A 23777-nucleotide genomic window follows, 5' to 3' on the forward strand; every position below is an offset into this window, starting at 1 on the left:
ACGACGACGAATTGACCGCACTTGCGATAGTTGCAGGTCGCGGTGATCGGCGGGCGTTCGAGCGATGGGTGCGGGCACTGCAGGCCGATGTGTGGCGGTTCCACGCGTACCGCGCCGGGCTGGGCGCCGCCGACGATCTCACCCAGGAGACCTTCGTTCGCGCCTTCGCCAGCCTGCCCCAATTCGCTGGGCGGTCGACCTCGCGAGCGTGGCTGTTGTCGATCGCACGTCGAGTGGTGGTCGATTCGATCCGGTCGGCGATGGCGCGGCCGCGGATCCAGGACACCGGCGATTCCTGGGAGGCGGTGGCCGAGCAGCGGGTCGTGCAGCGGCGTTCGGGGCGGACGTTCGAGGATCTGGTCGAGATCCAGATGTTGCTCGATGGCCTGGATCCCGAGCGCCGGGAGGCGCTGGTGCTGACCCAGGTCTTGGGGTTGTCGTACCAAGAGGCCGCCGACGTGTGCGGCGTGCCGGTCGGCACGGTGCGGTCGCGGATCGCCCGGGCACGACAGGACCTGCTGGCGGCGGCCGAGCAGCGCGACGGCGGCGTGGGCTGACAAACCGCCGCCTGGCTCGTACTGGGCGGCGTGATTCACGTCTCCGCCGGGAACTTCGCCTCTGCGGCATCCGACCTGTCTCATGACACAGCCGGCAAGAGTGGGATGGGGTGCCATCGAGATGACGAGTAGTTCCGCGATCGCGGAACGTCCGGCCACGCAACGCATTCGTCTGGCGGTCACCGGCATGACCTGTGCCGCGTGTTCGGCCCGGGTCGAGCGTGCGCTGAACCGGGTCGAGGGTGTGAGCGCGAGCGTCAATTTCGCCACCGGCGTCGCGACCGTCGACGCGCCCGCGGCAATGGCGCCGCAGGGGTTGCGCGACACCGTGATCGATGCCGGCTACCAGGCCGAACCGCTCACCGACAGCAGTGTCGCGATCGATACCGGACCCGAGGACCGCGCGGCCGCGGACCTGTTCCGCCGTCTGGTGGTCGCGCTGCTGCTGTTTTTCCCGCTGGCGGATCTGTCGATCATGTTCGCTACGGTGCCCAGCACACGGTTCCCGGGCTGGCAGGTGGTTCTGCTGGGGCTGGCGCTGCCGATCGTGGTGTGGTCGGCGGCGCCGCTGCACCGACGCGCCCTAGCCGGGCTGCGAACCGGCGCCACCAGCATGGAAACCCTGGTGTCCATCGGTATCTGTGCTGCCACGCTGTGGTCGATCGTCACCCTGTTCGCCAGACCGGCTTCCGTGCCCGCGCGGCACGGCGTGTGGGCGGCGGTGCTGGGCGCGGATTCGATCTATCTCGAGGTCGCTGGCGGCGTGACCGTATTCGTGCTGGCCGGACGGTATTTCGAGGCCAGGGCCCGGCGCCGGGCCGGAGGCGCGCTGCGGGCATTGGCGGCGCTGGGAGCCAAGGACGTCACCGTGCTGACTGGGGACGGCCGGGAAGTCGTCGTTCCCGTCGGTGAACTCACCGTCGGCCGCCGATTCGTGGTTCGGCCGGGCGAGACCATCGCCACCGACGGCCTGGTAGTCGAGGGCCGTTCCAGCGTCGATGCCGCCGCGATGACCGGTGAGTCCACCCCCGTCGAGACCGTCCCGGGTGCGGAGGTCAGCGGCGGCACAGTGGCGTTGACGGGACGCCTGGTGGTCGAGGCGACGGCGGTCGGTGCGGACAGCCGGCTGGCCGGAATGATCCGGCTGGTCGAGGAAGCGCAAGCGGGTAAGGCCGGGTTGCAGCGGCTGGCCGACCGGCTGGCCGGGGTGTTCGTACCCGCTGTGCTCGCGCTCGCGATGCTCACCCTGGCGGGCTGGCTGGCATCGGGCGCGGGCGTCGACCGGGCTGTCGGTGCCGGCCTGGCGGTGCTGGTGATCGCCTGCCCCTGCGCGCTCGGACTGGCCACCCCCACCGCCCTGATGGTCGCCTCCGGGCGAGGCGCCCAACTCGGCATCTTCCTCAAGGGGCAGCAGGCCCTCGAGACCAGTCGCCGGATCGATACGGTGGTGTTCGACAAGACCGGCACCGTCACCGTCGGTGCGATGGCCGTCGTCGCAGTGCACACCATCGGCGCCGATGACACCGAAATCCTGTGTCTGGCAGGCGGTGTGGAATCCGCGTCCGAACATGCGGTCGCCACCGCGATCACCGCGCACGCCCGGAGCATCGCTTCGCGGTTACCCGCGGTGACCGACTTCGAGGCGCTGGCGGGACTCGGGGCCCGCGGCACGGTCGACGGTCGCCGGGCGCTGATCGGCCGACCGGCGCTGATCGATTCCGAACGTATCGATGTGCCCGCCGAACTGCGGCACGCGCTCGATGACGAACAGCGGCGCGGCCGCACCGCGGTCTACTTCTGCCTCGACGGCCGCGCGGTGGCGGTGATCGCCGTCGCCGACACCGTGCGTCCCCGCGCGACCGAGGCGATCGCCCGGCTGCACCGGCTCGGCCTGCGGACGATGCTGCTCACTGGCGACAATCCCGACGCCGCACGGACCGTGGCCGAGGAGATCGGCATCGGCGAGGTCGTCGCGGAGGTGCTCCCGGCCGAGAAGGTCGCGGTGATCCGCCGCCTGCAGGCCGACGGGCGGTGCGTGGCGATGGTCGGCGACGGCATCAACGACGGTCCCGCGCTGGCCGCGGCCGATCTCGGGCTGGCCATCGGGCAGGGGACCGACGTGGCCATCGGCGCGGCCGACATCATCCTGGTACGCGAGGACCCGGTCGCGGTTCCCGACGCGATCGCCCTCGCGCACGCCACTCTGCGCACGATCCGCGGCAATATGGCGTGGGCGTTCGGTTACAACCTGGCCGCGCTGCCGCTGGCTGTGGCCGGGCTGCTGAACCCCCTGCTGGCCGGGGCGGCGATGGCGTTCTCGTCGTTCTTCGTCGTCTGGAACAGCCTGCGGCTGCGCGATTTCCGGACCTAACGCCGGGACCGTTGCAACTGCTCGAGCATCGCGTTGTAGGCGGTCAGTTCGTCGTCCTCGGGGAAGCGCTCCTGATGCCGGTCACCGCGCGCGGCTTCGCGCCGGTCCTGTTTGGACCATTGCGACAGCAGCGCACCCACCACCAGCAGCACCGGAACCTCACCCGATATCCAGGCCAGGGTTCCGCCCAGCCACTGGTCGTGCAACAGATCGGTCATCCACGGCAACCGCAGCTCCGGGTAGAAGACGCCGCCGATCAACGTATCCATCGACATCACCGCCACCCCGAAGAATGCGTGAAACGGCATGACCGCGAACAGCATTCCCAACCGGCCCAGATGCGGCAGCCGCCGCGGACCCGGATCGATGCCGATGATCGCCCAGTAGAACAGGTACCCGGTGAGCAGGAAATGGATGTTCATCAGCAGATGCCCCCAGTGGAACCGGATCAGCTGATCGAACAGCGGCGTGAAGTACAGCCCGTACAGCGATACCACGAACACCGCCAGCGCCACCCCGGGATGACTCAACAGACGGGTGAACCGCGAATGCATCAGCCACAGCACCCATTCCCGCGGCCCCGGCGGCGCGCCCCGGCCTGCTGGCTCCACCGCCCGCAGCAGCAGCGTCACCGGCGCCCCCAGTACCAGCAACTCGGGCAGGAACATGTTCAACGCCATATGAACCGCCATGTGCACGCTGAACATCCCGTAGCTGTACGCGCCGATCCCCGACGAGGTCGCCAGAAGCAATCCGGCGCAGCCGGATATCCACGACACCAGCCGCCACCGCGGCCACGCATCCCCGCGGCGGCGCAACCGCACCAGGGCGGCAACGTATAAGGCCGCGAGCACGATCGACGCCGTCCCCAGCACCACATCGAACCGCCATACCGTCAGCAACCGCCACGCATTCGGTGGATTCGGCAGATCGAACCCGAGGAACACCTCCTGTGCGGTGAACGGTCGCCGCCCGAACGCCGGCGCGGGCTGCATCGCCATCGTCACCGACACGCCCAGCCACACCACCTCGGCGGCGACCGCGGTGCGCAGCAGCCGAACCAGCCGCGGCGACTCGCTCCGGACCCGCCCCAGCGCCCACACCAGAATCCCGTGTGCGGCAAGCACACCGGCCGATACCACCCCCAGCCAGCCATACCAGCCGCCGAACGTCGACGGGGGCGCCAGAATCAGTACCAGGATCACGGCGGTCGGCATCATCACCAGCACGCACAGCGCCACCACCCGCCGATAGCGCCGCAGCACGATCGCGCTCTCGTCCGGTCCGCGATCGGTGCGCTGACCGAGCACGCACCAGGTCAGACCGACCAACGCCGACATCGCGAGCGTGAACGGGATCACCGCACCCGTCGCGTAATCGTGATCCGGCCCCTCACCGGCATTGCCCACTACCGCCGGCGCGATCACCGCGATCCCGGCAATGACCGCCAGACCGAACAGGCTGTTCCACGACAACGCGAACCGCACACCCACCGCGATCAGCGTCACACACGCCACCGCCACCAACCACGCCTTGGGCTTCTCCGCCGCCGCGATCAACGCCGGCATCCCACCGTCCCGCAACACCGCACCGACCGACATGCCTGCGGAATCGGCGGCCGACATCGGCACCAGCGCCACCGCGGCCACCAGCCACAGCAGCGACGCCGACTCGGCCACCCGCACACCGCGATACCCGGTCGCATCCAGCCGACCCCGCTCCGAGGCGGGCGCGCAGAACAGCGCGTAAGCCAGGGCACCCAGGGTGAAACCACCGGCCAGCGCGGCGACCACCCGCAGCAGTGTGTATACCGCGACAGCGACCGCTCCGGGATAGGAGATTCCTTGCGCAGCATAGGGCTCTGTCCGCAGCGCGGTCATCGCCGCCAGCGCCGCGCCGATGCCGATCGCTGTCCCGCCGATCAAGACAGCCGCCGCCCAGAACCGCTGATGGTGTGCGTGACCGTTTTCCGGTTCGGTTCGTATTGGCCCCACCTGCTACACCACCATCGCCGTCACCATGTACGCCATGCTCACGGCCATGACCGCCAGACTGATTCGTACATCGACCGAATCGTGTCCCGCCAGCCCGACCGCCTCACGCCGCAGCACTGGGCGCCGATCCCACACACCCGACAACCATCCGGCCGCGTCCACCCCGAGATACCCGACCACGACCCACGACACGACGTGCGGTATCGCGTGCGGCCACAGCATCACCGCCGCCATATAGGCCATCGCCGCCGTATTTACGACCGTCAACGCCCACAATGGATTCGGCATGCTCTCGCGGCGCGCGACCACCGCTGCGGCGACCACGACCGCACCAGCTCCGAATGCCGTGAGCAGCAACCGATCCAGCCCGGTCTGTCCCATCGGGTCCGCGGCATACATCGCGATCATGCCCACCGCCATCGAGACATGGATCCCGTGCCACCATCGTGGTTGTCCGGCCAGCGATCTCGCATGCCAGACATGCAACACCGCGACCAGCAAGGGCGACTACCCACACCAGCCGCACCCGCCCCGGCAGCATCGACGTCATCGACCCCACGGTGTGGTGCATGGGGCTCATATCCGGAATCCCGGATCCATCGGAGTTACGCATCACTCCATAAGTCGGCTCGGGCACCCCTCCGGTTCCCGCCTCGGTAAGGTCCGCAGCTCACTGCACGTGACACCGGTCCGGCCAGCGATGCCCGGCGCCCGGCCGCTGTTACCTGCCCATCGGCGTTCAGGTCGCGGGCACTCGCCGCAACACGCTGCCGATGTACGGGGAGTCCGGTGACAGCAGTGTGCTGGCGAGCAGGCTGCGGCCAATCCCTCACGCACTTGGGCTTCGGTTCCCGTGGAAACTCCCGCTAACGCCGAGAGGGAGTCTGCGAGGATGGGCAGGTGAGCGGCAGGATCGGTTTCGACTAACCGTCGGGATATGGGTCTCGCCGATCTGCTTAAGACAGGACTGTTGGAAGGTCTCCTGCCAGACCGGTGCAGGGTCTGGGTGCGTCGTTCGTGAGCTGGCCTGGCAACGGCCGCCTGGCCGCGGTGCGCGGCACGCGTGGCTGTGGTCATGTGGGTTGTTCTCGATCAGCCGGTGTAGAACAGGAACATCACCGCCATGGCCATCGCCATCACTGCTTGCATCGCGCCGGTCCGGCGGCGGGCCTCGTCGTCAGCGAGTGCCCGCCGATAGGTGTAGGCGACCCAGGCGGCCGCCATCGCGACGTAGACGAGTCCGATCGTCAGGTCCAGGTATCCGGCCCAGGACGGCAGCCGCATCGTCATCGTCGTCGGCATGGGCATCGTGGTGCCGCCGCCCATGTCCATCGAGCTACCGGCGGAGGACGTCTGGGTGCCGCCGACGATAGATGGGTCCATCACGGCGTACATCCACACCATTGTCGCCATCATCAGCGCGTGATAGCCATTCTCGTGGTGCTGGCGCCGTGCGGCGAGCAGCACCAGGAATGTCGCCGACGCCACGGCGAACACTGTCATGCCCGCGACCGTCGACACGCTCGGCAGGCGGGGCCACACCATCGCCAGCATCGCCAGCGACATCACGACGTGCAGGACCCCGGTGATGCGGCCCGGGATCATCGCGGACCGTTCACCGGCCCGCACCGCCCAGAACACCGCCGTCACCACGAACGCGACAGTGACGGCCCACTTCAGGAAAGGATCGGTGATCACGCTGCGGTGTGCTCCCGTCCCCGCCGGGACAGCTCACCGGCGACGACGTCGCCGAGGACGAACAACCCTAGCGTCGCGCCGAACAATGGAGCCAGCCAGCCGATGCCCACGAGAGCGGCGACCACGATCACTGCCTCGATCGGGTGCAGGCCCAGGAGTGCGCCTCGCCGCGGCGCCGTCGGCCACCCGCCCCGAGTGGGACGCCGCTTCCACCACATCGCGTAGCCGCGGACGACCACCGAGATCAGACACACGACGAGCAGGGCCAACGCGATCTGGTTCGGAAGCCCGAACAGCAAACCCATATGGGTGTCGATCGCCCAATTGGTCAGCTTGGCGATGAGCGGCCAATCCGCGAACCTGATCTCGTCGGCGATGGCGCCGGTCCGGGCGTCGACCGCGACCGCATCGAATCGCGTCGGGAAATCGCGCTTCCGCTCGTACACCTGCCACGCCTCGCTGGCGCTCGCCGGCGGTTTCATCCACATCGGCGGCTGCAGGCCCGCGGCTTGCGCGGTGCGCAAGACCGTATCGGCGCCCGCCACTGGATCGTTCCACGCGCCGGTACCGGCGTCGGTGCCCGGCAACATCGTCGACACCGACGGCGTGGTCCAGCTCAGCTGGGTCCGCAGTTGCTCGACGTGGTCACCGGCGAACCGCGACCACGTCAGACCGGTCACCGACAACCCCAACACGCCGATCACGATCCATACTCCGACCGCGCCATGCCAACTCAATGTCCGCTTCCGCGACCCTTTCGGCGCGCCTGCGCGATCCGGGGTGACGAACCGCTTCGCCCCACGCCGCCGCGCGTGACCGATCCACAGTGCGAGGCCGCCGAGCGCGATCACCCACAGCCAGCTCGCCGCGATCTCGCTGTAGTACCGGCCGACCACCCCGAGGTGCAGAGTCCGATGCATCTCATCGAACCAGGCCCGGATCGGCAGCCACTGCCCGTACGTGGTCAACGTCCCCTGCACGTGCGCGGTGTAGGGGTTGACGAACACGGTGCGGGTGTAGTCCTGCGGCACCTCCGGCGCCGCGAACGCGATCTGCGTCGTCTCGCTGGGCACCGTCGGCGGTTTCACGCTGCTGATCGGGGCATCGGGGTACACCGTGCGCGCGGCCGCTATCTGGTCGGCGAGGCTGCGCACCTGCGGCGCGTACCCGTCGACGGTCACCTCGTGCCGGAACACGATCCCGTCCAGCTGTGGCGTGAGCGTGTACAGGAGCCCCGTCACCGCCGCGACCAGGATGAACGGCCCGGCGAGCATGCCGCCGTAGAAGTGCAGCCGCATCAGCAGCGGCCGCCACCGCGCCCACGTACCGCGCGCCGGCGGCTCCTTCGCGTCGCGCCCGTTCGACGCCTTCAAAACCTGATCGACCATCCGCGGGTTCCTCACTCTCCGGGCACGCTTCACCTGCCCTCGGGTGAGACAGTCGGGCCGGGACCTTCGAAAGTTCCGGCGTGACACCCCATTTCCGTTCGGCAGCGTCCCCCGGCGGTACTCCGCAGTTCTCTCCATCGTCGCGGTGCGGCGATCGACGCCAGGTGGTCGGGTTGTATCCACCGTCGCGCAGCGCATCGAAGGCACGGCGCCTGTTGCGTGGACTGGCAAATTCGGCGATGACTCTCTGACGTTCGCCGATTCGGTGTGGCATGGCTACGCTGATCGGGGAAGTCGTTCGACCGCAACCAGATGCGCAGGTAACGAGCATGACCGAAATCACCCCACAGCCGGAGCTCGGACGGCTGGCGAAGATCGTCGGATTTCTGATCGCGTTGGTCGTCGTCTTCTGTGCGGCATGGCAGGTCGGCTCCCTCGCATCCGGCTCACCGCACGGATCGTCGACTTCCCCGACCGTGGGATCCGACCATGGGCATATCCATTCCGGGAGATAGCTTTTCGGGCACAGGATCAACAACGAACCACCGGCCGGTTCTCGGTGTCGCGGCGAGGTGACCCTTGCTCGTCTCGCCTCCCCGCCTGCCGGTCGTGCTGCTGCACCTGATACACCGGCGCACTCACAGCGACCGCCATCCGCCCCAAGACCAGATGTCTGAGCAAACGGGAGAATTCGTATTCAACGAATTCGACTGGGCACCGCCACATCACCGGGGACCGGGCCCCGGTGGCCGGTCGTCGACGAGCCGGTAGCCGCAGTAGCCCCGATCGGTCAGCTGCGCCAGCGATCGCTACGGGCTCGCCACCGCCAAGGCAGCCGACCGCCACGGTGTGCTCGATGCGGCCCGCGCACGGCACCCGCACCGCTTCGCCACCACGACACCGCCGAAGATCCTCGCACTACCCGACACCGTCTGGATCAACCGGCCCGCCGACGACACCACCCAGGAGACCGACACGACAGCCGCATAACACACCCAACGGTCCCATTCAGCTTGACAAATTCCGGTCGAAATTCCACGGAGCGCTCAAAATAGGCGTTCGGAACAATTCCGGTACCGCCCGACCGGTGGACGGATGTGCAGATATCGCGGGCCGGGGGCCCGCGCGAGACTATCGTCATCGCAGAGCATCGGTTGCGTTCGATTCCTCACTGTGAAGGAGAGATCTCGGCGATGAATACTTCTTGGATTTCGCGTACTGCATTCACCTGCGCGGCTGCGACCATCGCGGTGGTGGTCGCGGCGGCCCCCGCATTCGCTCATGTCACGGTGTCGGCGCCGGATGCGTCGCGTGGCGGTTCGGCGGTGTTGGTGTTCCGGGTGCCGAACGAATCGGCGACCAATAGTGCGACTGTCGAGCTGGCGGTGCAGATTCCCGGTGTGACCGCTGCCGATACCGAGGCGGTGCCGGGCTGGAAAGTGGTGGCGCACAAGGATGGCAACGTCACCGCCATCACCTGGACCGCTGATCCCGGTGGCGGGATCGGGCCGGGGCAGTTCGGGCAGTTCTCGGTGCTGGCCAACGGATTGCCCGATACCGGCACGCTGAGGATGCCCGCGGTGCAGACCTACGCCGACGGGCAGGTCGTCAAGTGGGATCAGCAGTCCACGGACAAGGGTTCCGAACCCGAATATCCTGTCCCGTCCTTGTCTTTGGCCGCGAAACAAGCCGGGGGCGCCGAAAACCACGGCGCCATCCCGGCGATGTCGACCGGCAGCGGATCCGCGAGTGACAGCACTGCTCGCTGGCTCGGCGTCGTCGGCATCGTGCTCGGCGTGCTCGGTCTTCTTACCGGTATCGGCCTTACGGTGTTGCGGCGCAAGCAATGACCGCAACATCCGCCCTTGGTTGCGATCCGTGGCGGTAAGCGTCGGATCAAGGGGCGTCTGCCCTGCAGTCGTTTTCAGCCGACCGTCCTTGTGAATCGCATTCGCACCGCGGCCCGGTCCGGTTTACCCGCCGGCGTGGAAGCGGCGGCAGTTGGTGTCCTGTTCGGGTAGAGGTTTCGGTGTTCGGGGTTAGTTTTCGGGGGTGGTTGCGGAGTTCGGACATAAGTTTCGGGTTCTGAGGATGTAGGCGACACCGCGGTCGAACCCGTCCCCTGGCCGCAACGCCCCGAATCGGGGCCGTACCCGAACCCTCGGCCTTGGTCGGTCAGCGAACGCCCGTATTTCATGCCCAGCCCCCGCCGACGGCGGCAGTTCAGATTCCGATGAATACAAGCCCGGGTCGATGGGTGCCGGTCATTCGCCAGTGGAATCGGGTGATGGCCGGTTGTCGGGCGATTCGCCGGTCGCCATGAAGACAGTGCGGCGGCCGACCTGGACAGCGTGGTCGGCGAACCGCTCGTAATAGCGGCCCAGCAGGGTGAGATCGACGGCAGCGGTCATTCCGCCGGTCCAGTCGTCGCCGAGCACTGCGGCCAGCAGGTCGCGATGCAGCCGGTCCACCGTGTCGTCCTGGTCATCGAGCTGGGCGGCGTCGTGCGGGTCGCCGGAGCGCAGCACCGCGACGGCGCTGGTGGCTATGGCGATGGCGGCCGCACCCATGCGGGCCACGATCGGTTGCGCGGACTCGGGGACCGCGTACGCGGGGTGGCGGCGGCGCGCGATGTTGGCGATGTGCTCCGACAGCGCACCCATCCGGAGGAGGTCGCCGACAAGCTGGATAACGGTGACCACTCGCCGCAGCTCGCTGGCGACCGGCGCCTGCAACGCCAGCAGTGTCATCGCCGCATGTTCGCAGTCGTCTCGCATGGTGTCGATCTCGCGACAGATGTCGATGGCCTGCTCGGCCAACTCCAGATCGGCGCCCAGCAGAGCGTTGGTGGCGGTGGCGATGGCGGTGCGGTCACGCAGACACATCGCCTGCAGCTGGGCAGTGAGCTGATCGAGGTTCTCGTGGAAGCGGGTCCGCATCCCTCATCTTCGCCCACCAGCGGCCGCGCCAAGCACAAACACCATCATGGGGTCGAGTCCACGAGCGATCCGCCCGACCCAACAATCCGCAACCTAGGTCCGAACAAACACAGCGTAGAAGAATGCGAACCACACTTCGGATCGCAGGTCACGAACTCGGCAACCCGCAAAGCTCGTCCGGAACGGACACAGGGATACGTGGCGAGTGGGTGGCGAAGTTCCGGGGATAGGTGGCGAGAGGCTTTGGTACTACAGGACGTTGCGTTGAGGTAGTGCGGTAGTGCCCGGCCACCGGCTCGGCCGGGCCCACCTAGTCTCTCCTGGATAACTGATCTCAGAGCAAGCAGCCAGCAGCCTTGAGGCGGGCGTACAGCTGATCGGAGACAGTGATCGTGCCGCCAGGACCGACGAACACCACCCCGACCAGATCCAAGCCCACCCGGGATCGGAGGGAGCAGTCCAGTAGTTGTGCGGTGGCGGGGATGGTTTGGTCGGCGTGTGCCGCACCGGCTCCAATGATGGTTGAACAGGCGAGTGCCAGGGCGATAGCACCTGCTTTGACGAATCGCACGGGTGTCCTCCTTCGAATCGCAGTCGTGTACAGCTTGCGTTGGTCTCTCGTCCGGGTGATCGAGCTGTGTGCTGAAGATGTCTGTCGTCCCGGACCGACGTCCCGCCGGCTCCATGTGCAGGCCCTAACGATAGGTGCTGTCTCCCGGCCGAGCGTGTCGGCAGCACCGGCGATTCGTCATATAGTTGCGGATAACGCAGTTACACAGTGTCCGGAACCAAGTGGCGATGCGCCGCACACACTCTGCATCGCTTGCGGTCATGAGACGGATCGGACAATAGGTGAGGGTGTGGAAGTGGCGGCAGTTGGAGGTCTGAAAAGGCGTCACCCGCCCCCGGGGGCGGACCGGAGCCAGTCGATGGCTTCGCTCTCCACAGATGCTCGCCTCGACTTCGTCGTAGAAGCCTCACAAGTTGGTACGACGGCCAGCGCCCACCCATCGGACGAACCGCCCGACCACACCGGCCTCACTCACACCGACTCTTTCAGGGGCAAGTAGCTAGAGCTCGCTCAGGTTGCCCAGGTCGGCCGTGAGCCAGTGCTCCGGCCGCAGATCCGAGGTCAGCGGCATGGCGCCAGGCTAGCTCTGAAAGCCGTTGTCCACGAGAAAACTTCGAAGTCCGTACCAAAAATGTATCGTGGGTGGTGCCAGCGTTTCGGGTGAAGGGAGCGTCACGTTGATGTCCCCTGCCTCGAGGTCGCAGTTCGCTCGGCCGAAGGCCGCGCGGCTACCGGAAGTGCCGACGCTCGCGCCCACCGCGGTGCGCGCGCTGTTCCCCGCGTTGGCCGATGCCACCGAGGTCTACCTCGACAGCGCCGCCACCACGCAGAAACCGTTGCCGGTCATCGAGACCATCCACCGCTATTACAGCTCCCGCACCGCCAACGCGGGACGCGGCACCTACCCGTGGGCGACGGGCCTGTCCGCACGGATCGCCCGCGTCCGGGAGCACACCGCCGCGTTCATCGGCGCCGAGCACCCCGACGAGGTGGTGTTCACCGGCGGCGCCACTGCCGCGCTCAACGCCGTTGCGCTGTCGTGGGGGCTGGCGGCTCTCGCGGACGGCGACGAAATCCTCTACAACGAAAGCGATCACGCGTCGAACGTGTACCCATGGCATCACCTGCGTGGGCTGCTGGCGCGGTTCGGGCGCCGCGTCTCGCTGGTCCCCTATCGGGTGACCGGCGCGGGCGAGGCGGACACCGACGACATCCTGACCAAGGTCACGCCGCGGACCCGGCTGATCACGACCAGCCATCTGCACCACGTCTTCGGCGGCCTCACCACGCTGGAGGAATTGCGCGGGCGGATCGATCCCGCCATCCTGCTGTGCTTCGACTGCTCGCAGAGCGGCGGGCACCTTCCGATCGACGTGACCGAGCTCGACGCGGATTTCGCGATCTTCGCCGCGCACAAAATGTTCGGCGCGCCAGGAACCGGAGTGTTGTACTGCCGCAGGCGCGTTCACGACAGCCTCGTGCCGTTCCTGCCCGGAGGCAACTCCGGGGTGCGTCTCGGCGCGGCCGGGCTGACACCGGCGGCGATGCCCGAGTTGCTGGAGGGCGGGACGCACAACATCCCCGGCATCCTCGCGTTCGGCAGCGCGCTGGAGGTGCTGGAATCGTTCGACGTCGGTGCGATCGCCGCGCACAACCGTGACTTGACGCTGCGCCTGATCGACGGCCTGCGACCGATTCCGGGGCTGGAGTTCCTGCCCGGCCCTGCGTACGCCGCCTGCGCGGTCGGCTACGGGATCGTCTCGTTCACGCTGAACGGCATCTCGTCGACCGACCTGGGATTCGTGTTGAGCGAGCTGGGATTTCTCGTGCGCACCGGCGCGCACTGCACCCCCGCCGCGGGCGCCGACGCCGACTCGGTGCGGGTCAGCACGCACGTCTACAACACCCCCGACGAGATCGACCGATTCACCACGTGCGTCAAGACAATTGCCAAGGAGGTCACGTGACGATCGACACCCCGCGTTACGACCGGAGGGCCGCGTCCCGGGTGCTGGCCGGGCTGGCGCAGCCGAGGCTGTTCACCGCACCGGTTCAGCCGCCCGAGCCGCGCCGGTTCGACTTCACCTGCGCTGCACTGCATCTCGAGCCAAACAGCCATCTCACCTACTCGCAGCGGCTGTATCTGGAGCGATTCATGCGGCCGTGCCGCGCGGACCAGGTGACCAGCGCCACCCACCGGATCGCATGGACCGACAGCGACGGCATCCCGAACACGGGACATTTCCGCGCCGACGGGCTCGGACCGCTGGTGCCGATCGCGATGCGCGAGACCGTCCTGGCGCTGTGGCACGCGCTGGATGCGGATTCCGGTTTCGCCGAGCGGGTTTCGGTCCTCGGACCGCGCGAACACGCGGTGTTGGACGGCACGACCACCGATCATGACCCGCTCGACATCTTCCGGGTGGGCATCGAGGCCGCCGGCCGTGCGCTGGCGCAGCACGCGCTGCTGGCCAGGCAGGCCCCGTATCGCAGCGCCGCCGAATTCGCCAGGGGCATCCACGATTCCGGCCTGTTCGCCGCCGTGGCCACCCGTTGGTACTGGGAGTTGCAGGCCTCTACTTATCGGCGCGGCATGATCCCGGTGACGCTCGTCGCTCAGCCCGACGGAACGGTCCGCTACTCGGCGGAGACGGTGGCGACGCTGCGCGCGATGAAGGACGCCACCATCGCCGACGCGCACACCGTGATGCGCCGCGCCACCACCGTCGAGGCGCTGTCGGTCCCGGACGCGATCGCCAAGTACCATGACGATCTCGACCTGATCTCCCGCCAGTACGCGCTGCTGCCCTCCGGCACCCGCCCCGGCTGCCTCGCCGCCATGCCGCACCAGCGCAGCGGCGAGCACTACAGCCTCCTGCCCGTGGTGGTCGACCGGTTCGTCGCGACGTTCACCGAGATCGCCGAGCGCTGCGAGATCGTCGAGGTAAGCGCCGATCTCGATGAGGCGACCGCCGACCGCGCTGCCACCGCCGAGGACCAGGTGTTCTACGTGCCGGACATGACCTGCAAGCACTGCGTCCGAACGATCGGCGGGGTGCTGGAGTCGATGGACATCCGCGTTGTCGACATCGACCTGATCAGCAAGCGGGTGGTCGCGGAGTTCCGCAGCCCGCGCAACCGGGCGCGGGCGTTCGAAGCCATCCGCGACGGCGGCTACAACCCGGTTGCCGAGCAGCCGGAGACCGCGGCGCGGGAATCCGCCGCGGAGCCGTCGGAAACCGCGGTATGACGGCGCCGCTGCCGGCGCTACCCGCGAAGCTTCATCCGCTGGTGCGCGCCTTCCTCGACACACCGGGTGCTGTGGCGGAGACGCTGGCGCGATTCGGCTCCCCCGCACACCTGGTGTTCCCGCAGGTGTACACGGAGAACCTCACGAGTCTGCGTACAGTGCTCGACCCGCGGCTGCCCCGGCACCGGATCTGCTACGCGCACAAGGTGAACCAGTCCCGGGCGTTGGTCCGCACGGCCGAGCACGCGGGCATCGCCGTCGACGTGGCCTCGCCGTACGAGCTGGCCAGCGCTGTGGGCGCCGGGTTCGATCCGGCGCGCATCGAGGTGACCGGACCGAAGGGCGAAGCCTTCCTGCGCGACCTCATCGACTGCGGGGCGACCATCAACGTGGACAACCTGTGGGAGCTGCGCCGGATCGCCGAGTTGGCCGGGAAAAACGCGAACGTTCCTGTGCTGCTTCGGGTCTCCGGTTTCGACGCAAGCCAGGTGAGCCGGTTCGGTGTGCCGCTCGCGCACATCGGGCAGGCGTTCGACCTGCTGTCGGCGCAGCGCGACCGCATCGCGTTCCTCGGCTTCGCCTTCCACCTCGACTCCGGTGACCTCGGCGAGCGGGTCCGCGCGATCGACGCCTGCCTCGCTTTGATCGAGCAGGCCTATGACCGCGGGCTCGCACCGTCGGTGCTCGACATCGGCGGTGGATTCCGTCAGGTGTTCACCGCCGACGTCGAGCGGTTCGACGCGTACGTGCTCGCGCTGCGCGAATCGCTGCTCGGCCGCGGGGAGCCGATGAGCTGGGGCAGCAACACCTTCGGCTACCAGATCGCGGGCGGCGCCGTGCACGGAACACCGGTGTTCCACAAGTACGCCAACACCGTGCCCGCGAGCGGGATGCTCGCGGATCTGCTCGACGCGCCGCTGGAGCGCCACGGCGGGCGCACCGTGGCGCAGGTCGTGGGCGACAACCTGCTCGACCTGTGGCTCGAGCCTGGTAAGGCACTGGTCGACCACGCGGGCGTCACGGTGGCCATGGTCGAGTTCGTCAAGGAGCTGGCCGACGGCACGGTGCTGGTGAACGTGGACCTCAGCCGCGATTCGGTGACCCCCGCCGACCAGGAGGTCATGGTCGATCCGATCATCCTGGCCGGTGCGGCGGATCGGCCCGCGGCCACCGGACCCGCTCCGGCCGACGGCGCGACGGTGGACGCCGCGGCGGCGGGCGACACCGCCCCTGGTCCGGTCGGCGTGTACTTCGCCGGGCGGCTGTGCCTGGAGCGAGACCTGATCACCAATCACAAGGTGTGGCTGCCCGCCCGGCCGCGGCCGGGCGATCCGGTCGTGTTCCCGAACACCGCCGCCTACCACATGGATCTGTCCGCGGCGTCGGCGTCGATGCATCCACCGACAACGAAACTCGCCGTCGCGCACCGCGCGGGCAGTTTTCATGTCGTCCGCGACGCCGACTACGAACCAGCCGTGTCCGTAGATCCGCTGCCGCCACGCCGTGCCGTGCCGCGCGGTCCCCACCGTCCCACGAGGCCGGTCCGACCCGCCGAGGCTCCCTGATGCGCTACGAACACATCACCGAACTCATCGGCAACACGCCCCTGCTGCGCCTCGATCCCGCGGTGCACGGTCTGGCAAATGTCGAGCTTTACGCGAAGCTCGAGTCGCACAACCCGTTCGGTTCGGTCAAGGACCGGGTCGCCTGGGGCATGCTCCGCGACGATCTGGACGAGATCCGCGCGGGCGGGCAGACTCTCATCGAGGCCTCCAGCGGAAACACGGCCAAGGCGCTGCGCGTCCTCGGCGCGATGCACGGCATTGGGTTGCGCGCGGTCACCAACCGGATCAAGGTGGCCGAGGTCCGCGATCTGCTGCACCTGTTCGGCACCGAGATCGTGGAACTGCCCGGGCTGTCCGAATGCCCGGACCCGACCACGCCGAACGACGTCTACTCGGTCATCGGGGCGACCATGGCGCAACACCCCGGCGTGTACCGCCACCTGTCGCAGTACACCAACGAGAAGAACGTCGAGGTGCACCATCACGGCACCGGCCGGGAAATCCACGAGGACCTCGCCGCCGACGGCATCACCAGGGTCGACTATCTGATCGGCGGGCTCGGCACCACCGGGTCCACCCGGGGCGCCGCCACCTACCTGCGCAAGCACAATCCCGAATTGCGCACCGTCGCTGTGGTGTCCGAGCGGTCGGACTTCATTCCGGGCATCCGGTCGGAGAATGAGATGTGGGATGTCGGGCTGTTCCAACCCGATTTCTACGATCGGATCGTCACCGTGGCGGCAGGCGACGCGGTGGACGCGACGCTGCGGCTCGCAACGGGGTACGGGGTGCTCGCCGGGCCGACCAGCGGTGCGAGCTATGCTGCGGCGCTGGAAACACTTGGCGCACTCGATCATTCGGCGAACGACTCGAACGGGCCGATCGTCGCGGTGTTCATCGTCTGCGATCGGCTCGAGCCCTACCTGTCGTATATCAAGAAGCGCAGGCCCGACCTGTTCGACCGCGCCGACCGCGAACCGGCGCCGACGCCGGCCGATCTGACCGCCACACCGGCGCTGTCGCCCGAGCAGCTCGCCGAGCTGGACCGGACCGGCCGACCGACCATCGTCGACACCCGTGGCGCGATGGCCTACCGCATCGGCCACGTGCCCGGCGCGCTGAACATCCGCGACGACCAGCTCGATGACATGTTCACCCACGGCATCCCGTTCCCACGGTCGCGCCCGGTGGTCTTCGTCTGCCCGGTGGGTGAGTTGTCGCTGCGATTCGCCGCCCGAGCCCGTCGGGCGGGATACGACGCCGCCAGCCTCGACGGCGGCATCGTAGCGTGGCGCGACGCGGGCCTGCCCCTGGAGCGCGGCTGAACTCCGCCACTCGGCGCGCCCGCCCGAGGTTACGGATCTCCTCTCGTACGGCGCTGTGCTCGCGCTGCGTGCGCTTCCACGCCTGATCGGTCCGATACGACCAATTTGTCCACCGGCTGGGAGAGCTTCATCGAACCGGCCGCCAGGAAGACGGCCGCGAGCAGGCTCGCTAGGTGCCGTCGGCGTCGACCTCGAAGATGTCGGAGAGGGCTTCACAGATGCCGTGGCCCGAACACCTGATGCGATCATGGTCACCCCGCTGCGCCGCAGTGACCCGGCGACCTCGAACACCTCGAACAGCGCTTCCTTGGCGCGGGATCGGCGGTAGAGCGTGCTGCGGCTGATTCCCGCACGGCGCGCGATGTCGTCCATGGCGGTCCGACGCACCCCGTAGCGTTCGAATTCCGCGCGCGCGCCGCCGCGAGTATCGCCTGTTCCGAGGTGGCGGTCCCGGTGCCGTTCGGCATGGCTGCCGGGGATATCGATCTGCGCTCGACCCACGCCATTGTGGTTGCGGCCGCTCATTTGTCGTACTTCTGCAGTCGAACCGGCAGGCCGTCCTTGGGGATGGGCAGCGTGGAATAGTCGAGCTTCCACTGGTATCCGGCCGGCACTGTCCACTGGCTGGTGAGCAGCAGGTTGTGCATGATGGTCTTGATTTCCAGCTGTCCGAAATAAAGGCCGATGCACTTGTGGACGCCGCCGCCGAAGGGCATCCAGGCGTAACGATGCGACTTGTCCTCCGCTCGCTCCGGCGAAAACCGATCCGGGTCGAACTTTTCGGGGTCGGTCCACAGGGCGGGGTTGTAGTGGCTGGCCATGGCCATTGCGGCGATCTGTGTCCCCTTCGGCACGAAATAGCCGTCGATCTCGGTGTCGGCGACGGCCTCGCGCACCAGGCCGGGTACCGGGGCGTTCAAGCGCAGCGATTCCTTCATGACCGCGTCCAGCACCGTGAACTGCGGCAGCGTGTCATAGCTGATTTCGGCGGGCAGTTCTCGTGATTGCGCGCGCGCCTTGCTCTGCCATTCGAGGTTTTGGGCCAGGTAGTAGGCCATGGTCGTCATGGTGATGGTCGAGGTGTCGTGCGCGGCCATCAGCAAGAAGATTATGTGGTTGACCACGTCCTCGTCGGTGAAGGTGTGGCCCTCGTCGGAGGCGATGTGGCACAGCGTGGAGAACAGGTCCGGTGTCTGCTGGGCCCGCTTGGCGGGCAGGTGTTGATACATGAACTCCTCCAGCACCTTTCGCCCGGCAATTCCCCGCGACCATCTCGTGCCCGGCAGGTCGAAGCGCACCAGCGACATCCCGGCATCGACGCAGTCGATAAATGCCTTGTTGATCCGGGCGGCCTCCGCACGCGGCAGTTCGAGGCCGAGGAAGATCTCCAGCGCCACGTCCAGCGTGAGTTGCTTGAACTCGTGCAGCAGGCGAATGTTGTCGCCGTCGGGGAGTTCGGCCACCCGCGCGCGGATCATCGGCTCCATCTGCTGCATGTAGCCCTTCAGGCGCGCCGTGGTGAATGCCTGCTGCAGCACCAGCCGGTGATAGCGGTGCTCCTCGAAGTCCATCAGCAGCAGGCCGCGACGGAAGAACCTGCCGATCATGAAGCCCCATCCGGGCTCCGAGGCAAATGCCTTCTGGCGATTCATCGCCACCGCCTCGATCCCGTCCGGGGAGAGCGGGCCCACGAGCGTGTTGCCTAGGCCTTTCATGAAGCTGATGTCGCCGAACTGTTCTCGTCGCTGTGCGACCGACCGTAATGGATTGCGGCGGAACTGAATTCCCTCGGCGATGGCGGAGTAGCCGGTGCCATAGATCGGCTTCAGATCGCTACCCGGCGGCGGAGCGGCCAGCAGCTGACGGCGTACGGTCTTCGGCTTGCCGCCGCCCGGCAGGGCCGCGCGCACGCGCCGGGCTCCAGTTTTGGTGCTGTCATTCAGTTTTCGGCCGGTGCCCTGCGGTACGACCGCGAGAATGCGATCCAGCCGGGTCGGTTCGCCGTTGTGGAGCGCTCGCGGATCCACGCCGGTCCGTTCCCACGCCTCGGCCGCGAACGAGGTATAGAGCCCGCGTACCGGAAGTCGGTTGAACAGCGGGTTCAACGCTCGCATGCCGGCAGCGAACCGCTGATAACGCTTCTCCTTCTTCTCATCCCACTCCAGGCTGCACACGTCGCGCATCTGCTGCGGCAGCGTCCCGACGACGATATTGCGTACGAATCCGTTCAGCGCGGGAGCCAGGACCAGGTTCCACACGGGCTCCGGTATCCGTTCCGGACGGGGAATGCCCTTGCGGATGTAGCCGGTGGCGTAGCGGATCGTCTTGGTCGGCACGAATTTGTCCAGCATCCCGTCCCAGTACGAGAGGAATTCCTCATACGTCTGCGGCTCGCCGCGGTTGCTGATCCCGTACAGCTGGAACCAGACCTTGCTCTCCTCGAAGATCTGCACTTTCTCCTCGTACGACAGCCGCCGGATGAAGGTGTCGGTGATGTAGAGGGTCTGGTCGACGAAGGTGGCGTGCGCCCAATAGAACAGCTCGGGATTCATGGCGTGGTAGCGCGATCCGTCGCTGATGGTGCCCTTGACCGGCTTGTGGAAGTCGCGGATGGTCCGGCCCCAGTGGTGGGAGTCCGCGGAATAGACGGTCTTCTGGATCGGTGGACCGGTGCGGCGGCCGCGGCCGAGGGTGTCGGCGAAGAACTGCGAGTGATCCTCCACCGCCTTCCCCAACTGCTCGATGCAGTTCTCCGTGCCGGCCAGGCGCTGGAAGCCGATGAAGCTGCGGACGTCACCGAAGAATTTCCATACCAGGCTCTCGGGTCCCAGCCGCGGCGAGGCATCCAAGACCTCGTCCTCCACCGGCATGGGCACCGCTTCGCGTATGTCGGTGTCGAATTTGGATCCGTCGAACGCGGTCATGGCGCCATCTCTCGTGAAGCAATGGAACAAATCTATGTATGTGTGTCGCCACGGACAGCGCCGAACGGCACGGCGAGACCAGGTCCCCGCACCGCAGATTCTGCCGGTATCTGATACCGATGGTCCAAGCTTGCACTCGTCGGTAGGTGTCGTCAAGGTTGTGAATGGCGACCCTAAGGTCGCCGACCGCTAATTTGTCGAATCGACGCCGAGCTCTTGACCGAGGTATGTGACTCATTGGACACTCACAGCCATCGGTATCAGATACCGATGGAAGCGAGGTTTCTGTGCGGGGTCGATGTGCGGCCGAACTGCGCTGTTTCGGGCCGTCGGATGGCACGGTCAGCAATGAGATCACAGCTCGGATTGCCCACTGCACCTTCAGATCCAGGCGGTCGCGGTGCTGCAGTAATTCTGCCGAGCTCGCTGCATGGTCATCCGAGTGACGTTCACCCGACCAGCTGGCGATGTTCTCCTGTCGCATCACGCGCTAGTTGGGCTGTTCGGCGCAAATCTGGGCCGGGTCGATGGCGTGCATGATGCGGTGACCGATCCGCGCCAACTGACTGACCTGTGCTTTGGTGAGCGCGTCGAACACATACCGTCGGACTGCTCCGACGTGTCCGGGTGCGGTGGCGACGACTTTGGCCCAGCCCTCGTCGGTGAGGGTGGCCAGGGTGTAGCGGCCGTCGGCGGGGTCGGGTGCGCGACGCACCCAGTTGCGTTTCTCGAGGCGGCGCACCGCCTGAGAAAGCCGAGCCAGCGAGCCGTCGGTCAGCGTCGCCAGCACACTCATGCGCAGTGTCCGTTCGGGCGACATGGACAGCCCGGACAGCACTTGGTACTCGAAGTGGCTGATCTCGGCATCGTCCTGTAGTTGCGCATCAAGGGCCGCGGGGAGCCGGATCAGCATGCTAACCAGCGCGATCCATGCCTGTTGCTCTTCGTCATCGAGCCAGCGTGGCTGTTCCGCGGTTCCCATAGTCCCATTTTAACTTGAATGATGGAGTGATCCAGCGCTCTCCATCGCTTGCAAGTTTGAGTGATGAGGGTCTAGTGTTCACTTAACTGTTTAACTGACTGGAAGAATAGTTGATCCGCTCGACCGGAGAACAACGACGCGTGCTGGCGCCCGCGCGTACCGCCAGCGGTTTGGCAGTCATCGCCGCAGGTTAGAACCGCGGCGCGATTGTCGTCGACATCACCGATAAGGAACGAACTCGTGAACGTTACACTGTGGATTATCCAAAGCGTGCTGGCCGTGGCCTTCGGGCTTGCGGGCTTGATGAAAGGCACCCAACCCAAAGAGAAGCTGCGAAAGAACATGCCGTGGGTGGACGACGTCTCCACCGGCACGCTGCGCCTGATCGGTGTGACCGAGTTGGCCGGGGCGCTCGGGTTGATCCTGCCTGCGGCCACTGGAATCGCCGTCGTGCTCACCCCGCTGGCGGCCTGCGGGCTTGCTTTGACCATGGTTCTCGCAGCGGTCGTACACATCCGCCGCAACGAGTACAGCTCGATCAGCGCCAACGTAGTCCTGTTCGCACTGGCGGTGCTCGTCGCATGGGGCCGCTTCGGCCCCTACTCCATCAGCTAGCTCCAGCGATCACATCAGCGAGACTGCGACATGACCCGGCAGCCTGTTGTCGAGAATCGGAGCTGAGCCCGAGCGAAGCGAGTTGCGGCGTCAGGTCTGCGGTACCGGTCGAAGGCCGTCCATCAGCAGGTCGGCGACCGCCTGGGCGTGTTCCTCGAGACGGTCAGGGGTGAGCCGGGCCGGGCCGAAGAGCCGGTCGGTGAGGGCGTCAGAGCTGTACATCGCACGGGCTTCGAGTGCACGAACCGGTGCCGCGCGGGGACCTTGCTCTGGGGGAGCGGCTCGAGTGGCCGTCCCTCGCGAAGGGGTGAACTGAATCAGTTGGCCGCCGCGGCCGGGGTGGTGAAATAGCCCGCGATCGGCGCGTCGAAATCGATGTGGATGCCGTTGGCATGCGCGGTGGCCTGAATCAGCGACCGCGCATTCTGGTCGACCTTGTCGATGAGGTGGGACAGGCCGATATCGCGCGCGGGATGGTCGATCCACCACTGCCCGGCGCTCATGGTGCTGCCGACCAGCATGTACGCGGAGAGGCCGACATCGGTGTCGGCACCGCCCAGTGCCAGCATGATCGTGCGCAGGACGGCCGCCAGGTCCTCGGACGCATTCGAACCTCGGTCCAGGCTCGCATTGGCGGACTCCGTCGATTCCGACATGGTGAGCACCACGAATCGAAAAATGTTCGGATGCTCATCAGCCAATTTCAGGTACGTGATGATGCCCGAGCGCAGGAACGTCCCCAGGGTCGCGTCGGCCTCGGTCGGACCATTGGTAATCCGTTCCGTGATGTCATCCCGTATGCGGTCGCCGATCGCGGTGGCCAGCTCGGACTTATCGGTAAAGAAGCGATACAGCGTCGGCTTCGGTATCTTCGCCTCCGCGGCAATCTCCCGCATGCTGACCTGCGGTCCGATGGCGTCGACCGCGCGCATGGCCGATTCGACGAGCTGCTTACGGACCTTGGCCCGATGGTCAACCCAGCGTTCGGTTCGGGCATCAGCCACGCGAGCACCCCTCTAGTATCACCTCCGCATTTTCCCACGGCCGGTCGCTCGACCGCCGGACCAGGGACCACCTCACCGGGGTTGCGCAGCCAGGATAGGTGTCTCTGGGCTCGATGCGCGAAATATGACGCCGCGCGCTACACAGATGATCATCTGCATCGCGGTCGGCGCTTATTGTTGGCGCCGCCGGGTTGATGTGATCCGAAAGGCTCGGAGCCATGGACGTCCTGTTGTGGATCATTGCGGGTGTACTCGCCGCCGCTTCCCTCTGCGCCGGGGTGCTGAAACTCGTTCAATCGAAGGAAAAGTGCGGCGTGGCAGGCAGATCTGCAGGTGCCGTTCGGTGTGCCGTTAGATGGCCAGCTTGTCCGCCAGGCGGTCGAGTTGGTAGTCGAGTCCGCCCGCGAGGGACTTGCCCGCGATTGCGTTGCGGTAGAAGAGATGGGCGTCGTGCTCCCAGGTGTAGCCGATGCCGCCGTGCAGCAGGACCGTGTTCGTCGCGATGGTCAGGTAGCTCTGCGCGGCTCGGGCCCGGGCGGCGGCCGCAGCCACCGGTAGTTCTTGCGCGGAGGTTAGAGCTGGTCAGAAAGCGGT

Annotated in this window: 21 protein-coding genes and 2 pseudogenes; 10 read left to right on the forward strand and 13 right to left on the reverse strand. The window is 66.9% G+C overall.

Going from position 1 to position 23777, the window contains the following annotated elements:
* The first annotated feature begins 11 nt into the window (after positions 1–11).
* Together ACV7NQ_RS30390 and ACV7NQ_RS30395 are read left to right on the forward strand one after the other, a co-directional pair.
* Complete coding sequence (locus tag ACV7NQ_RS30390) at positions 12–557, forward strand: sigma-70 family RNA polymerase sigma factor (protein ID WP_463362730.1); 546 nt, start codon at positions 12–14, stop codon at positions 555–557.
* 121 nt (positions 558–678) lie between these two features.
* The gene (locus ACV7NQ_RS30395; RefSeq protein ID WP_463362731.1) at positions 679–2928 is read left to right on the forward strand and encodes a heavy metal translocating P-type ATPase; all 2250 of its coding nucleotides are present in this window, start codon (positions 679–681) and stop codon (positions 2926–2928) included.
* On the opposite strand, the gene ACV7NQ_RS30400 is transcribed toward ACV7NQ_RS30395, so the two are convergent.
* The 4 genes from ACV7NQ_RS30400 to ACV7NQ_RS30415 form a co-directional block, all read right to left on the reverse strand.
* Positions 2925–4922 carry a cytochrome c oxidase assembly protein gene (locus tag ACV7NQ_RS30400; protein WP_463362732.1) on the reverse strand — a complete coding sequence of 666 codons (1998 nt, stop codon included), beginning with the start codon at positions 4920–4922 and terminating at the stop codon, positions 2925–2927. The two genes, ACV7NQ_RS30395 and ACV7NQ_RS30400, sit on opposite strands and share 4 nt — an antisense overlap.
* A gap of 3 nt (positions 4923–4925) precedes the next feature.
* A complete protein-coding gene (locus ACV7NQ_RS30405) occupies positions 4926–5342 on the reverse strand; it encodes a hypothetical protein (protein ID WP_463362733.1) in 417 nt (138 codons plus the stop codon).
* Positions 5343–6014: 672 nt separating this feature from the next.
* On the reverse strand, positions 6015–6620 hold the full coding sequence (locus ACV7NQ_RS30410; RefSeq protein WP_463362734.1) for a DUF5134 domain-containing protein: 606 nt from the start codon (positions 6618–6620) through the stop codon (positions 6015–6017).
* Positions 6617–8008: a PepSY-associated TM helix domain-containing protein gene (locus tag ACV7NQ_RS30415; protein ID WP_463362735.1), complete on the reverse strand. Its 1392-nt coding sequence runs from the start codon at positions 8006–8008 to the stop codon at positions 6617–6619. Before ACV7NQ_RS30415 ends, ACV7NQ_RS30410 begins: the two co-directional genes overlap by 4 nt.
* 329 nt (positions 8009–8337) lie before the next feature.
* Here ACV7NQ_RS30415 and ACV7NQ_RS30420 point away from each other — a divergent pair, with 329 nt between their 5' ends.
* The 3 genes from ACV7NQ_RS30420 (at position 8338) to ACV7NQ_RS30430 (ending at position 9858) form a co-directional block, all read left to right on the forward strand.
* Positions 8338–8523 carry a hypothetical protein gene (locus ACV7NQ_RS30420; RefSeq protein ID WP_463362736.1) on the forward strand — a complete coding sequence of 62 codons (186 nt, stop codon included), beginning with the start codon at positions 8338–8340 and terminating at the stop codon, positions 8521–8523.
* Between the two features lie 334 nt (positions 8524–8857).
* The gene (locus ACV7NQ_RS30425; RefSeq protein ID WP_463362737.1) at positions 8858–8998 is read left to right on the forward strand and encodes a hypothetical protein; all 141 of its coding nucleotides are present in this window, start codon (positions 8858–8860) and stop codon (positions 8996–8998) included.
* A gap of 203 nt (positions 8999–9201) precedes the next feature.
* Positions 9202–9858, forward strand: a complete 657-nt coding sequence (locus ACV7NQ_RS30430) for a DUF1775 domain-containing protein (RefSeq protein ID WP_463362738.1) — start codon at positions 9202–9204, stop codon at positions 9856–9858.
* A gap of 414 nt (positions 9859–10272) precedes the next feature.
* On the opposite strand, the gene phoU is transcribed toward ACV7NQ_RS30430, so the two are convergent.
* Positions 10273–10947 (reverse strand): phosphate signaling complex protein PhoU, encoded by a 675-nt coding sequence (gene phoU, locus ACV7NQ_RS30435; RefSeq protein ID WP_463362739.1) that lies wholly within the window; start codon positions 10945–10947, stop codon positions 10273–10275.
* A gap of 334 nt (positions 10948–11281) precedes the next feature.
* Complete coding sequence (locus ACV7NQ_RS30440) at positions 11282–11518, reverse strand: hypothetical protein (protein ID WP_463362740.1); 237 nt, start codon at positions 11516–11518, stop codon at positions 11282–11284.
* Between the two features lie 680 nt (positions 11519–12198).
* On the opposite strand from ACV7NQ_RS30440, the gene ACV7NQ_RS30445 reads away from it, so the two are divergent.
* From ACV7NQ_RS30445 to ACV7NQ_RS30460, 4 genes are read left to right on the forward strand one after another with little or no spacing between them, the layout of a single operon-like run.
* Positions 12199–13485, forward strand: a complete 1287-nt coding sequence (locus ACV7NQ_RS30445; protein ID WP_463362741.1) for an aminotransferase class V-fold PLP-dependent enzyme — start codon at positions 12199–12201, stop codon at positions 13483–13485.
* Positions 13482–14768: a heavy-metal-associated domain-containing protein gene (locus ACV7NQ_RS30450; RefSeq protein WP_463362742.1), complete on the forward strand. Its 1287-nt coding sequence runs from the start codon at positions 13482–13484 to the stop codon at positions 14766–14768. Before ACV7NQ_RS30445 ends, ACV7NQ_RS30450 begins: the two co-directional genes overlap by 4 nt.
* Complete coding sequence (locus ACV7NQ_RS30455; RefSeq protein WP_463362743.1) at positions 14765–16333, forward strand: type III PLP-dependent enzyme domain-containing protein; 1569 nt, start codon at positions 14765–14767, stop codon at positions 16331–16333. Before ACV7NQ_RS30450 ends, ACV7NQ_RS30455 begins: the two co-directional genes overlap by 4 nt.
* Positions 16333–17658 carry a pyridoxal-phosphate dependent enzyme gene (locus tag ACV7NQ_RS30460; RefSeq protein WP_463362744.1) on the forward strand — a complete coding sequence of 442 codons (1326 nt, stop codon included), beginning with the start codon at positions 16333–16335 and terminating at the stop codon, positions 17656–17658. Before ACV7NQ_RS30455 ends, ACV7NQ_RS30460 begins: the two co-directional genes overlap by 1 nt.
* Positions 17659–18009: 351 nt before the next feature.
* Here ACV7NQ_RS30460 and ACV7NQ_RS30465 read toward each other — a convergent pair.
* From ACV7NQ_RS30465 to ACV7NQ_RS30480, 4 genes and pseudogenes are all read right to left on the reverse strand, one after another.
* Positions 18010–18183 (reverse strand): annotated as a pseudogene (locus tag ACV7NQ_RS30465) (hypothetical protein); the annotation flags it as partial.
* Positions 18180–19556 (reverse strand): cytochrome P450, encoded by a 1377-nt coding sequence (locus tag ACV7NQ_RS30470; protein ID WP_463365877.1) that lies wholly within the window; start codon positions 19554–19556, stop codon positions 18180–18182. The pseudogene ACV7NQ_RS30465 and the gene ACV7NQ_RS30470, both read right to left, overlap by 4 nt.
* Positions 19557–19661: 105 nt before the next feature.
* Positions 19662–20582, reverse strand: a pseudogene (locus ACV7NQ_RS30475) (oxygenase MpaB family protein); the annotation flags it as partial.
* Positions 20583–21072: 490 nt separating this feature from the next.
* Positions 21073–21564: a MarR family winged helix-turn-helix transcriptional regulator gene (locus ACV7NQ_RS30480; protein WP_463362745.1), complete on the reverse strand. Its 492-nt coding sequence runs from the start codon at positions 21562–21564 to the stop codon at positions 21073–21075.
* Between the two features lie 240 nt (positions 21565–21804).
* Between ACV7NQ_RS30480 and ACV7NQ_RS30485 the strand changes: the two genes are divergently transcribed.
* Positions 21805–22179, forward strand: a complete 375-nt coding sequence (locus ACV7NQ_RS30485; RefSeq protein WP_463362746.1) for a DoxX family protein — start codon at positions 21805–21807, stop codon at positions 22177–22179.
* Positions 22180–22269: 90 nt separating this feature from the next.
* On the opposite strand, the gene ACV7NQ_RS30490 is transcribed toward ACV7NQ_RS30485, so the two are convergent.
* The 3 genes from ACV7NQ_RS30490 to ACV7NQ_RS30500 all read right to left on the reverse strand — a co-directional run bounded on the left by ACV7NQ_RS30490 (position 22270) and on the right by ACV7NQ_RS30500 (position 23735).
* Positions 22270–22401: a hypothetical protein gene (locus ACV7NQ_RS30490; RefSeq protein WP_463362747.1), complete on the reverse strand. Its 132-nt coding sequence runs from the start codon at positions 22399–22401 to the stop codon at positions 22270–22272.
* Between the two features lie 95 nt (positions 22402–22496).
* Positions 22497–23183, reverse strand: a complete 687-nt coding sequence (locus ACV7NQ_RS30495) for a TetR/AcrR family transcriptional regulator (RefSeq protein WP_463362748.1) — start codon at positions 23181–23183, stop codon at positions 22497–22499.
* A 351-nt stretch (positions 23184–23534) separates the two neighbouring features.
* Positions 23535–23735, reverse strand: a complete 201-nt coding sequence (locus tag ACV7NQ_RS30500; protein WP_463362749.1) for an acyl-CoA dehydrogenase family protein — start codon at positions 23733–23735, stop codon at positions 23535–23537.
* Positions 23736–23777 lie beyond the last annotated feature (42 nt).

It is taken from the genome of Nocardia sp. Tas62D01 (genome assembly GCF_055232035.1).

Bases quoted from the DNA above. Each gene is read 5' to 3' on its own strand.
- phoU (WP_463362739.1), bottom strand. From the start codon at position 10,947: ATGCGGACCCGCTTCCACGAGAACCTCGATCAGCTCACTGCCCAGCTG.
- ACV7NQ_RS30455 (WP_463362743.1), top strand. From the start codon at position 14,765: ATGACGGCGCCGCTGCCGGCGCTACCCGCGAAGCTTCATCCGCTGGTG.
- ACV7NQ_RS30460 (WP_463362744.1), top strand. From the start codon at position 16,333: ATGCGCTACGAACACATCACCGAACTCATCGGCAACACGCCCCTGCTG.
- ACV7NQ_RS30445 (WP_463362741.1), top strand. From the start codon at position 12,199: ATGTCCCCTGCCTCGAGGTCGCAGTTCGCTCGGCCGAAGGCCGCGCGG.
- ACV7NQ_RS30395 (WP_463362731.1), top strand. From the start codon at position 679: ATGACGAGTAGTTCCGCGATCGCGGAACGTCCGGCCACGCAACGCATT.
- ACV7NQ_RS30420 (WP_463362736.1), top strand. From the start codon at position 8,338: ATGACCGAAATCACCCCACAGCCGGAGCTCGGACGGCTGGCGAAGATC.
- ACV7NQ_RS30430 (WP_463362738.1), top strand. From the start codon at position 9,202: ATGAATACTTCTTGGATTTCGCGTACTGCATTCACCTGCGCGGCTGCG.
- ACV7NQ_RS30490 (WP_463362747.1), bottom strand. From the start codon at position 22,401: ATGTACAGCTCTGACGCCCTCACCGACCGGCTCTTCGGCCCGGCCCGG.
- ACV7NQ_RS30415 (WP_463362735.1), bottom strand. From the start codon at position 8,008: ATGGTCGATCAGGTTTTGAAGGCGTCGAACGGGCGCGACGCGAAGGAG.
- ACV7NQ_RS30405 (WP_463362733.1), bottom strand. From the start codon at position 5,342: ATGGCGGTGGGCATGATCGCGATGTATGCCGCGGACCCGATGGGACAG.
- ACV7NQ_RS30480 (WP_463362745.1), bottom strand. From the start codon at position 21,564: ATGGGAACCGCGGAACAGCCACGCTGGCTCGATGACGAAGAGCAACAG.